Source organism: Pseudomonas sp. GM17, from assembly GCF_000282175.2.
GTDB lineage: Bacteria > Pseudomonadota > Gammaproteobacteria > Pseudomonadales > Pseudomonadaceae > Aquipseudomonas > Aquipseudomonas chlororaphis.
The window spans coordinates 4,823,135-4,835,008 of sequence record NZ_CP124732.1 but is presented as its reverse complement, the minus strand read 5'-3'; the positions used below and the strand labels follow the sequence as shown (position 1 = coordinate 4,835,008).

The 11,874-nt window shown below is 63.2% G+C and carries 8 protein-coding genes; 3 read left to right on the top strand and 5 right to left on the bottom strand.

Features of this window, described 5'->3' with window-relative positions; translation table 11 throughout:
- Positions 1-33: 33 nt before the first annotated feature.
- The gene (locus tag PMI20_RS21550; protein WP_007930492.1) at positions 34-1,491 is read left to right on the top strand and encodes a TolC family outer membrane protein; all 1,458 of its coding nucleotides are present in this window, start codon (positions 34-36) and stop codon (positions 1,489-1,491) included.
- A gap of 118 nt (positions 1,492-1,609) precedes the next feature.
- Entirely contained in the window at positions 1,610-5,179 is a 3,570-nt protein-coding gene (locus tag PMI20_RS21545; RefSeq protein ID WP_037035676.1) for a PAS domain-containing hybrid sensor histidine kinase/response regulator family protein, read from the top strand.
- Here PMI20_RS21545 and PMI20_RS21540 read toward each other — a convergent pair.
- The 5 genes from PMI20_RS21540 to PMI20_RS21520 all read right to left on the bottom strand — a co-directional run bounded on the left by PMI20_RS21540 (position 5,176) and on the right by PMI20_RS21520 (position 10,652).
- On the bottom strand, positions 5,176-6,093 hold the full coding sequence (locus tag PMI20_RS21540; RefSeq protein ID WP_007930496.1) for a LysR family transcriptional regulator: 918 nt from the start codon (positions 6,091-6,093) through the stop codon (positions 5,176-5,178). The two genes, PMI20_RS21545 and PMI20_RS21540, sit on opposite strands and share 4 nt — an antisense overlap.
- A gap of 20 nt (positions 6,094-6,113) precedes the next feature.
- The gene (locus PMI20_RS21535; protein WP_007930498.1) at positions 6,114-7,088 is read right to left on the bottom strand and encodes a response regulator; all 975 of its coding nucleotides are present in this window, start codon (positions 7,086-7,088) and stop codon (positions 6,114-6,116) included.
- Positions 7,089-7,181: 93 nt separating this feature from the next.
- Positions 7,182-8,258 carry a GGDEF domain-containing protein gene (locus PMI20_RS21530; protein WP_007930501.1) on the bottom strand — a complete coding sequence of 359 codons (1,077 nt, stop codon included), beginning with the start codon at positions 8,256-8,258 and terminating at the stop codon, positions 7,182-7,184.
- A gap of 107 nt (positions 8,259-8,365) precedes the next feature.
- Positions 8,366-8,818, bottom strand: coding sequence for a YccF domain-containing protein (locus tag PMI20_RS21525; RefSeq protein WP_007930508.1), 453 nt, complete (start codon positions 8,816-8,818; stop codon positions 8,366-8,368).
- Between the two features lie 67 nt (positions 8,819-8,885).
- Entirely contained in the window at positions 8,886-10,652 is a 1,767-nt protein-coding gene (locus PMI20_RS21520; RefSeq protein ID WP_007930510.1) for a hypothetical protein, read from the bottom strand.
- A 315-nt stretch (positions 10,653-10,967) separates the two neighbouring features.
- Here PMI20_RS21520 and PMI20_RS21515 point away from each other — a divergent pair, with 315 nt between their 5' ends.
- Positions 10,968-11,771 carry a hypothetical protein gene (locus tag PMI20_RS21515; RefSeq protein WP_007930512.1) on the top strand — a complete coding sequence of 268 codons (804 nt, stop codon included), beginning with the start codon at positions 10,968-10,970 and terminating at the stop codon, positions 11,769-11,771.
- The last annotated feature ends 103 nt before the right edge of the window (positions 11,772-11,874 follow it).

The window sequence follows — 11,874 nt, the reverse complement described above, 5'->3', positions numbered from 1 at the left end:
CTGGCCCACCTTGTTTGGAAACAGAAACAGACCATGACCAACCCCATGATTTCGCGGCAGCGAGCCCTTGCCGGCTGGCTGCCCGTCCTGCTATCGCTGGCCGCGTTGCCGGCGGCCTCCCTGGCGGTGGCCGCCGAACATCCGCGCCAGGCCCTGCCCAGCGACCTGTGGCGGGTGTACCTGGATGCCCAGCACAACAACAGCGAACTGGCGGCGGCCCGTGCCGACCAGGCCGCCCGCGCCGAGGCGGTGCCCCAGGCCCGGGCCGGGCTGCTGCCCACGCTGTCGGCCAGCGCCGAGCTGAACGGCACCAGCACCTCCCTGCAACAGCCACGGCAGGACACCCGGCGCAGCGGCACCAGCTACCAGGCGGTGCTGAACCAGCCGATCTTCCGTGCCGATCGCTGGTTCAGCCTCAAGGCCGCCGAAGCCGAGGACCAGCAGGCCCAGCTGGAGCTGGCGGCAGCCGAACAGAAACTGATGCTCGACAGCGCCCAGGCCTATTTCGGTCTGCTCAAGGCCCAGGACGCCCTGGCGGCGGCCAAGGCGGAAGAGGCGGCGCTCAAGCGCCAGCTGGAACTGGCCGAGAAGGGCTTGCAGCTGGGCCTGTCGGACCGTACCGATGTGCTCCAGGCCGAGGCCGGGCATGACACCGCGCGGGCCAACCGGATCGTCGCGCAGAAGCGCACCGACGATGCCTTTGAAGCCCTGGACACCCTGACGCACCAGCAATACGCGGCGATCCAGGGCGTGCGGCATGACATGCCGGTCTTGTTGCCCGAGCCCAACGATGCCCGGCGCTGGGTCGATACCGCGGTGCAGCAGAACCTGACCCTGCTGGCCAGCCAGCAAGCCCTGGATGCGACGCAGCAGACCCTGAGCGCGCGCAAGGCCGGGCACGCGCCGACCCTCGACGCGGTGCTGCGTTACCAGACCGGCGACAACGACAACCTGGGGTATGGCAACAGCGATATCCGTGGCAGCGGCTACGGCGGCAATGTCGAGCAGCGCTCCGTCGGCCTGCAGTTGAACATTCCGCTGTTCAGCGGCGGCCAGACCTCTTCCCAGGTGCGCGAGGCCCACCAGCGGATGAATCAGCGCGAGTACCTCAACGACAACCTGCGGCGCCAGGTGGTGGAGCAGACCCGCAACCTGCATCGCGGCCTCAACAGCGGCGTCGATCAGGTCAAGGCCCGGCGCCAGTCGATCATCTCCAACCAGGGCGCGGTGCTGGCCTCGCAACTGGGCTTCCAGGTCGGCACCCGCAATATCGTCGATGTGCTGGAAGCCCAGCGCCAGTTGTATAACGCCGTGCGCCAGTACAACGACAGCCGTTATGACTACATTCTCGACACCCTGCGGCTCAAGCAGTCGGTGGGAACCTTGTCGCCCCAGGACCTCAAGGCGCTTGGTAATTACCTCAAGGCCGACTACGATCCCGACCGCGATTTCCTGCCGCCGGAGTTTCCACGCCGGCTGGCGGCGCGTTGAGCTGTTTGTCAGGGCACAGGCGTATGCGCACGGGTTTATCAGGTAAAGGGGCGAGGTGTTGCACAGGCTAACCAACTTCTTCGACAGCCACAGACGGTGTTGCTACGCCCTGGGCGTGGTGCTCGCGGTCGGTGCCGCGGTGGCGCTGGGCAACTACTACCGCCTGCAGGTCGAGGACATCTACCAGGCCAGTATCGAGATGCAGACCCAGGAGTACGCGGCGGATCTGCAGCAGTGGAAGTCCGACGGTTTTGCCATTGGCGCGCTGTCGATCCTGGGGCGCTACAACCCCTCGCTGAAACGGGTGATCCTGGAGCGCGAGCCCTCGGCAGAATTGATGGCGCAGGCGGCGATCCCGTTGAAGACGCTGTCGATGGTGGTGGGCGCCAACCACGCCTTTGTCCTCAACCGCGACGGGGTGGTGGTGGCGGCCCACGATCACCAGGGCCAGGTGCCGCTGGGGCTGAATGTGGCCTTCCGGCCCTACTTCAAGGTGGCGCTCAACGGCGGCAGCAGCGTCTATGGCGCGATCAGCGTCACCACCGGCACCCGCATGTTCTACATGGCGGTCCCGGTCTACGAGTCGCGCACGCGCCAGGACCAGGTGATCGGGGTACTGGTGGCGCGTTTCGACGGCAAGATGCTCGACACCAGCCTGAGCAAGCAGTATGGCGACGACCTGAAAATGATCCTGTCGCCCAGCGGCGTGGTGCTGGCCGCCAGCACCCCGGATTTTCTGCTCAAGGCCGATCGCGCCTGGTCGCTGCGCGAATTCGGCGGCGAGATCCGCCGCCAGTTCGGCGACTACCCGTTCGCCCACGGGGTGCCCGAACGCTTGCCCTTCGATGTCCATCAGCCGCAGGTCAAGCTGGACGGCCGGCGCTACAGCCTGTCCCGGGCCGATTTCGACTGGAACGACCCCAGCGGTCCCTGGACCCTGGTCACCCTGGGCGACCTGGATACGGTGCTGCCGGCCGAGCAGGTGCTGCTGATCAAGGGCTTGAGCGCCGTGGTGTTCCTGCTGTTGCTGTGGGGCGGCCTGCGGCGCCTGGCCGATGCCCGGCAGCACAAGGCCGACGTGGCGCGGATCGAGCAAAGCGAGCGACGCCTGGACATGGCCCTGCAAAGCGGCGCGCTGGGGCTGTGGGACTGGAACGTCAGCCTGGGGATCGTCATCAACAACGATGTCTGGCTGCGGATCCTCGGCTACAGCAAGGAGGAGCTGGACCAGACCTTCGGCAATGGCCTGGATCGCTGGGCCTGCCTGGTCCATCCCCAGGACCATGAGCCGGTCATGGCCAGGCTCAGGGCGCACCTGAACAACGAAGTCGAGGAGTACCGCGCCGAGTACCGCATGCGCAGCAAAAGCGGGCGCTGGTTGTGGGTGCTGGACATCGGCCGGGTCATGCAGCGCGATGCCCATGGCACGCCGACGCGGGTCACCGGCGTGCTGCAGGACATCACCCAGGCAGTCGAGGTGCAGCAGTCGATCGTCGACAGCCAGACCAAGTTGCAATCGATGATCGCCAACATTCCGGGGGTGGTGTTTCGCAGCCTGCCGGACGTCTCGCGGACCATGGTGTTCGTCAGCGAGGCCATCGAGGGCCTGAGCGGTTTTGCGGCGGCGCATTTCCTCGCCGGGCACAGCTATCGCGACCGGGTCCACCCCGACGACCTGGAGATTTTCGCCGGCTGCCTGGGCAGCGCCAGCTACATGCTCGAATACCGGATCATCACCGCCAGCCAGGAGGTGCGCTGGGTCTACGACAAGGGCCAGACCATTATCGTGGACGGGGTGCCGCAGTACCTGGACGGGGTGATTTTCGACATCAGCGAGCGCAAGGCGGTGGAAGCCCAGGTCCAGCAATCGCGGCGCGACGCCGAGCTGGCGACCCAGGCCAAGTCGGAGTTTCTCGACAGCATGTCCCATGAAATCCGCACGCCGCTGAACGCGATCATCGGCATGGCCCACCTGGTGCAGGACATGCCCCTGGAGCGGGTGCAGCGCGACTACATCGAGAAGATCGACCGCGCGGCGCGCAACCTGGTGGGCACCATCAATGGCGTGCTCGACCTGTCGAAGATCGAAGCCGGCAAGCTGAGCATGGAGCAGGTCTGCTTCGACCTGCGCGAGCTGGTGGACGATGTGTTGCTGCTGGTGCGCCAGCGCGCGGAAGAACAGGCGCTGCAGCTGCGCCTGGACATTCCGGCCCTGCTGCCGCGCAGCTATGTCGGCGATCCGCTGCGCCTGGCCCAGGTGCTGACCAACCTGGTGGACAATTCGATCAAGTTCACCGAGGCCGGCCATGTGTGCATCGGCGTGTGCCTGGTGCGCCAGTGGAACGACAAGGCCCTGCTGTGCTTCAGCGTCACCGACACCGGGGTGGGCATCAGCGACGAGCAGCAGGCGCGGCTGTTCAATGCCTTTGTCCAGGCCGACCTGTCGATCAGCCGGCGTTACGGCGGCAGCGGCCTGGGGCTGACCATCTCGAAAAAAATCGTGCAGATGATGCAGGGCGACATCTGGGTGCACAGCAAGCCGGGGCAGGGCGCAGTGTTCAAATTCACCGTGCAGTTGAACGTGCCGCAACAGCGGCCGCAGGCGTTGCCCGCGGCGAGTTGCAGCGCGCCGGCCACGCCATCGGTGGCCGGCGCGGCGGGGCTGTGCACGGTCAACGACTATGCGCGGTTGCTGGCGGGGACGCGGGTGCTGGTGGTCGAGGACAACCGGCTGAACCAGGATGTGTTGCAGGGGCTGCTGCAGCGCGCCGGGGTCCAGGTGGTGCTGGCCGCCAACGGCGCCGAGGCCTTGCAGCGGTTGCTCGAGGACGGGCGCTTCGACGGGGTGCTGATGGATTGCCAGATGCCGGTCATGGACGGCTACGGCACCACGCGTAAGATCCGCGGTTACCCGCACCTGCGCTCGCTGCCGATCATCGCGGTGACCGCCAGCAGCCAGGCCGATATCCAGGGCCGGGTGCTGGCCGCCGGCATGAGCGACCTGGTGAGCAAGCCGCTGGAGGTCACGGCCTTCTATCGGACCCTGGTGCGCTGGATCAAGCACCTAGAACTGCCACCGGGGGAGATTGCGACAAGCCTGCCCAGCGCCGTCTCGACCCCGAGCTACGAGGGCATCGACTCGGCGCTGGGGCTGGCGGTGGTGAACCAGGACCTGGCGCTGCACCAGAAGCTGCTGGCGGATTTTCGCGATGACCAGCAGCAGGTCATCGAGCGCCTGTGGCTGGCCCACGCCGCCGAGGACTTGCAGGCCATCGGCTTTCTGGCCCACAGCCTGCAAGGGGCGGCCGGCAACATTGGCGCCACCGCGGTCCGGCAGGCCGCCAGGCAACTGGAGGAGCAATGTGTCGGGCAGGCCGACCTGGTGCCCTTGATCCGCCAGCTGGCGCGGTGCCTGGAACCGCTGCTGGCCGGCCTGGTGGGCTTGCCAACGGCGGGTGCCGAGCCTCCGGTCCGGGAGAACGAGGCACTGGGCACTGAGCAGCTGTTAAAACTGGAGCGGCTGGCCAAGCTGCTGCACAACCATAATGCGCAGGCCCTGGCGCTGATCGATGAGCTGTGTGAGCAGAGCCGTAGCGGCGCCCTGCGGGCGATTCAGGAGCGGATCTACCGGCTGGAGTTCCAGCAGGCTTATGCGCTGCTGGTCGAGTTGCGCGCGGCCCAGGGCTAGCGCGCGGCGCGGGTCAGTTCGAGGTAGCGGGCCATCCGGTCCGTGCAGTGCTCCACCAGGCACTGGTGCAGGGCCCGCAGCGACTCGGTGATTTGCGAGCGGTGCGATACCACCAGGCTCAGCGGCGCGGCGTCGGCCTGCCAGCCGGGGAGCAGGGGCAGCAGGCGCCCGGCGAGCAGGTCCTCGACCACGTTCAACAGCGGCAGGTAGACCACGCCGTGGCCGGCCACCGCCCAGCGCCGCGCGGCATCGCCATCGTCGCAGCAGAAATGCCCCTGTACCCGCACGTCCTCGACCTGGCCCGGCGCATGGAAACGCCAGCGGCTCTCTGGCCGGCCAATGCTGTGGCAGATGATGCACTCGTGCTCGCTCAGCTGTTCCGGCGATTCGGGCGTGCCATGTTCGGCCAGGTAGCCGGGCGCGGCGCAGGCGATGAAGTGGTGCTGCTTGAGCACCGGCAGTTCGACCAGGTCCAGCGCCAGGCTTTTGCCGTAGCGCAGCGCCGCGTCGAAGCGGCCCTTGAGCAGGTCCTCTTCCTTGTCGCTCAGGGCCAGCTTGATATACAGCCGCGGGCGTTCCTGCTTGAGCCGGGCGAGCAGCTCCAGCAGCAGGTTGCGGCCCAGGTCGGAAGACACCGTGAGCTCCAGCATGCCGTCGTCGTGGGTCAACGAGCGCTTGCCGTTGGCCAGGATCTTCAGGGCGTGCTGCGCGCTTTCCAGGTAACGCACGCCTTCGGGGGTGAGTTTCATGGTGCGGGTGGAGCGGGTGAACAGGCGCACGCCGAGACGGTTTTCCAGGCGCTTGAGCGCCAGGCTGGCGGCGGCCGGGGTGATCGACATGATGCGCGCCGCGGGCGACAGGCCCTGCAGCTCGGCAATCAGCACGAACAGTTCCAGGTCGGCGAGGTTAGGCATGGGCAAGGCTCACTGTCCGTTCACAGGCCGAAAAAGCTCTGTGACGAACTCAGCAAGGCCGCCGAGAGCGACGCCGGGCCGCAGGCGATGCATTGCTCGAACCCCGGCTGTTCATACATCCGCGCCATGGCCTGGGCGTGCCGGCCGGGAAGGTCGCCGCCGGGTTGCAGCAGGCTCAGGTGGTAGTCCAGCGCCAGGGCGAACAGGCGGGCCGAGAGCGGGAGATCGAGGCTTGCCGGGCTGCGGTCGCCCTGGAGCAGCGCCTCGGCATGGGTGATTTTCCAGGCGAGGTTGAGGATGCGGTCTTCCGGGTCGGCGTGGGCGAGAATCTCTTCGATCAGCACCCGGCTGTGGGCCAGGGCCTGGCCGATGCTGCCGCCGGGCTGGTTGAGGCCCATCAGGGCCAGGCAGGCGGCGCTGCGAAACGCCGCGGGGTCGCTCTGGGTCACGCCGCTGTCGAGCAGGATTGACAGGGTGTCGAGCAGCGCCTCGAGGCGGATCCGTGGGTTGCCGGCCAGCTGCAAGGCCAGGGCGCCGACGAAGCCGTCGCGCATGTCGCTGCCGGCCGAGGGCTCGGCCGCCGGTTGCGGGCTGTGCAGGGGTTTGTCGCGGTAACCCAGTTGTGTCGCCACCCGGGCCAGCACCACCGGCGGCGAAATCGGCTTGGCGATGTAGTCGGCGGCGCCGAGCAGCAGGCCCAGGCGCTCGTCTTCGACGCTGCTGCGCGAGGTCAGGAAAATCACCGGAATGGCCGCGGTCGCCGGGTGGCTCTTGAGTTCGCTGAGGACCTGGAAACCGTCCATCTCGGGCATCAGGATGTCGAGGATGATCAGGTCGGGGCTGGCGCTGCGCGCCAGTTCCAGGCCACGCTCGCTGTTCTTCGCCAGCAGCACTTCGTATTCGGTCGTCAGGGTATTGGAGAGCACGATCAACGACTGCGGGTCGTCGTCGATCGCCAGGAGGGTGTAGGGTTTGGGGACGTGCTCTGCGGGCATGGCGCAAGTGCCTGAACAAGATAGGACGGCAGTCTATCTTATTTGACCCGGTGGTCGCGCTGGTGCATTGCCGCGGGCCGTGCTGCGCAGCCGTCACTGATGAAAGGTATAACGATCCTTCCCCGTATGTTTTGACCGATACAGCGCCCGGTCGGCCTTGACCAGCGCCTGGTTCAGGCTGTCGCTGTCCTCCACCCGGGCCAGGCCGATGCTGATGGTCACCGGGTGCCGGCCCGGTGCTTCGCGTACTGTCCGGCACAGGCTGGCGGCCAATTGCTCGACGTCGTCACGATGCACCCCGGACAGGTAGATGGCGAACTCCTCGCCCCCCAGGCGCGCATAGTCGAAGTCGGCCATGACCGCCTTGATATCCGCGGCCACACGCTTGAGCACTTCGTCGCCGATATCGTGGCCGTACACATCGTTGACTGTCTTGAAGTTGTCGACATCGATCATCGCCAGGTAGTGGTCGTGCCGCCGTGGCAGGGTTTCCAGGCGCTCGCTGGCCTGGGCCATGAACGAACGCCGGTTGGGGATACCGGTCAACGTATCGTTGTAGGCCTGCTCCAGCAGCAGCTTGGACATGATGTAGTTGTGCAGCTTGGCCTGGCGCAGGCGCAGAAAGCTGTAGTAGATCAACGAGGTCAGAAACGTCGTATAGAGCAGCGTCAGGGGGGCCCTGGAATCGAATATCGAGATTTCGGTCAGGTAAAACGGATTGAGGATGCTCCAGGTGATCAGCACGCAGATGAAGAACGACCGGCGACTCAAGGGCAGTGCCGAGGCGCTGTAGAGCATGTTGGATGCGGCGAGGATCAGCCATCCGTACTGGAAGTCCGTGGGCAACTGCGTGATCACCAGGCGCAGCGCCAGGGTGAGGACCAGGACGAAGCTCAGGTTGATCCACTGGAAGTGCCGGGCCTGGCGAGCGATAGCCAGCAGGAGGGTAAGAACGCTCAGCGTCGCCAGCAGCAGCCCTGATTGGAGCGTGAACCCCTGGCCGTCGCGAAAACTGACGGTCAGATTGACGGTCAGCCAGATGCCGATGCTGGCGATATAGACAAACAGGCAAAAACTGCGCAAGCGCTCGAAGTCATGTTGGACGAACTCCTTTCTGAAAGCAGGTGTAGTGGTCTGGTTCAGCACTTGCGCTTCAATGGTCTTGAACATTGCAGGCTCTGGGCGTGAGGGGCAGGCAAGCGACTGGCCCGATGGGGAAAGCAGGGATCGTAACGGGCCGGGAACCTCCACCCTCCTGGGGTTTCGAAATCGCTCGGTTACCGCTGTTTCAACGCAGTCTCCTGGGCATTGAACTGCCGCGCGGCGGCCACGACATCCTTGCTCACGATGGTCTTGCCGATCGGCGCCAGGGCGATGCCCGCCAGTTTCAGGTGCTGGATGCCGAAGGGAATGCCGATCACGGTGATAAAGCATAGCAGCGCCGACATCAGATGCCCCAGCGCCAGCCAGATCCCGCCGAACACGAACCAGATCACGTTGCCGATCACCCCCAGGCCGCCGGTACCGATATCGTCCTTGTTGTTCAGCTCGCGACGGCTGATCGCTTCCTTGCCGAACGGAAAGAACGAGAACGCGCCGATCACGAAACAGGCCCGGCCCCAGGGAATGCCGACGATGCTGATAAAGGCCAGGATGCCCCACAGCCACCAGCACAGGCCCATGAAAATGCCGCCGAGGATAAACCAGAGAAAGTTGCCGATGGCGCTCATGTGAAGCTTCCTTGTTGGGTCCATTCAATGTTCGAGACAGCGGGGCATTGTGTGGCCTGGCGGCTCATTATTCATTGTTTCTTTTGCGTATCAGTCCGGATGCCATGCCTACCAGTACCAGGCTGATGCCCCAGCCGATAAGGGTCTGGATCCATGCCAGCAAGCGTGTCACGTGCCCCCAGGTAAAGTTGTCGAACTCTTCCAGCGGGTCCTTCTTGGGGGTAGGCGTCATCGGCCCCCACGACTTTTCCTGTTGCAGGTCAATCAGTGGCAGCAGGATATCCAGCGAATATCCCAATGGGCTGAACCCGGTGTACTCACCGCGAAGCACCTCGCAGGTGTACCAATTGCCGGCGCCCTCGGGTTTTTCGGGCTGGGGTTCGGGCTTTGAAGGAAAACGCCTGGCCCAGGCGGCCTTATGTTCGGGCTGGCAGGTGAGATAGTCGTCGTGTTGAAAAACCACGGGGTCGCTCGGGGCGAAGACCGCTTGCTCCAAGGCCACGTACCAATAAAAGGCCGCCCAAGATAACCAGGTTAAAAAGAAGAACAGAACCAGGCGCATTGGCTTGTAACCGAAGCCGAGCAGAATACCGTACAGATGATGCACCAACGTAGGGTGGGGGCCTATGGTCGAACGACCGGCTAGGCCAGCCTTGTGCAATCGACGTTCAAGTTCCATGCCGAGTTGGTTGGCTTCCTCCGTACGCCCCATCTCCTCAAACACTTTCTGTATCTGTTGCCAGGGTTGTTTCTTGAACTGACTGGCTACTCCCTTTTTTTCGTCGGTTCCTGCATCTCTTGGGTTCTGTTTATCGAGCCACTGGATGCGATCCCGTGCTGTCAGTGGTCTGCTCGTTAACAAATTGTTGTAGGTAAACCTGCTTAGATACAGGCGATCGCCCCAGGAGTCGGGAGAGTCATTCAGAGTTTTGACATTAGCATCGGTAAGAATCACCCAGTCCAGTGGTGTCTCCAGTTTTGTGAGGCGCAATTCTTGCTCGACCTGGAGATTTCTTGCTGATAACGAGGCTCCTTTTTTTCCTTGCAGGCTAGCCCCCGTGAGGCTCAAGGTTCCTGCGATACGAGCATTGGTAAGACGAACGGTACCCTCTGATTTAAAGCCTGGAGACAGGAATACACCACCTCTGGTGGTGGAGTCGGTGATGTTTAAGGTTATCCGATCCATACAGCGGAAATAGCTGTTCTGGATGATCAGCTGATTGTTGAGGGTTGCCCCGCAGAATCGAACTTCACCGATAGCCTGGAAATCGTCTTGTAAACGCACACTGCCCTCGATTATCGCCCGATCTGCGGTGAAGGCGATTCCGTCGGGACCATTGAGCTGGCTACCTCTGCATAGCAGTGATCCACCAATTCTTGAATCTCGCAGGTTGATGGTTTCGGAGGAGACCACTTTGTCGAAACACAATATTCCATCAATCGAAAGCAGCGTCGCAGAGAAACCACGTAGCGCGCTGTGAGACAGGTCGATAAGACCTCGTACTCGTGCGTTTGCCAGTAGAATTTTTTCTGCGAATCGACAGTTACGGAGTTTTAAGTTGCTGGCTATAGTCGCCGACTTGAGATTAAGAACTCCTTCAATGCAGGCCCCACTCAGCAAAATGCCACTTTCGTGAATCTTGACGTTATGGTCCCCACCCAGAATCAAGAAGCGCAGGAACTTAGCACGAATGCTGTTTTGCTTTGTCGCTTCGATCGGGGTGTTTTTATCGAGCCGGGTGAGTTGGCCCAAGGTGCAGCGTGCGAGCAGTTTTTCTTCTGCTTCTCGTAACGGCAGGAAGTGTTCGAGAAGACGACCTTGTACAGCGCTCATTGAGTCATCTCTTTTGTTGATGCAGCACAAGGTACGAGTGGGGAACGCATAAAAACTTCCATGTAGGATCACTGATCGGAAGATAAGTGGCATTATGCCATCTTCTTGTTGGCCCAGACAAAAGCAAAAATCCTCACGCTTTGACGGAGCAACCGCTTGATATTCCTGTAGATCGGCGTCGTCCGATCGACATAGTGATCGACGATGGTTGCTGAGCTGAGTACTAAATAGTGCGCGCTTCAATCGTTAGTGACGTAACGCACTGAGTCTTGTGTCCCCACGCTACTTGCCTGTTCAGCTGAGAGTTTCGAACAAATGGAATTGAGCCTGTCGTCCAGTCCATCGCGCGTTATCGCATCCCGGCTGGCGCTACCGTTGATCCTGGCCAGCCTGTTGTCCCTGGCCGGTTGCCAGACGCCAAAAAGCACCGCGCCGGCCCTTCAGACCACGGCAGAAGCATCGCTACAGCAGAACGCCCGGGCCTTCAGCGATCAGTTCAGGGCCTTGATGGTGCGCAATGCCTTTGCCGCCAACAGCCAGGCGTTGGTAGGGACAGTGGATCTGGTGGTGAAGATCGATCGCCAGAACGAGCTGCGCAGTTGCGAGATCCAGCCCAACGCCCATCTGGCGCCGGTCCCGGCCCTGGAAAGCCTGGCCAGGCAAGTGTGTTGGGACAGCCTGTTTCCCAAGGTGCCGGTCGAAATGTACGGAACCGAGGAGGAGATGGTGATAGTCGCGCCGCTGGTATTTCCGCCCCTCGACGAGCCCGAATCTGAGCGTCAGTGGCGAGCGCGGACGGTCCAGGCTTATGCGCAAAGCCGCTTCTTCTGGACCCAGGCCCTGGGCAAGCAGCCCGTCGACAGCATTGGCAAGGCCCATGTGCGCTTTGTCGCCAATGCCCAGGGGCAGGTGCAGGAGTGCCTGGTGAACCTCGATCCGGTTGCCGAGCGGCGGGACGCTTTCAAGCTGGACAGCAACCTGCAGGCGCGCCTGACTGCGCAGTGCAAGCAGCTGAACCTGAGGCAGATGCCCGGCTTCAAGGTGGATGACAAGGGGCTGGCGCGGGGCAGTGTGCTGGTGGAATACGCGCCGTGGAAAGGCGGTCCGAAATACAACTGACCGCCGTCACAGGGATCTGCAGGAGGAGCCGCTCGACCCTCGATGGCTTGCGATCAGCGAAGCTGAGGCGGTCAGGCGCAGCGCGTTTTCGTTGACGATTTAT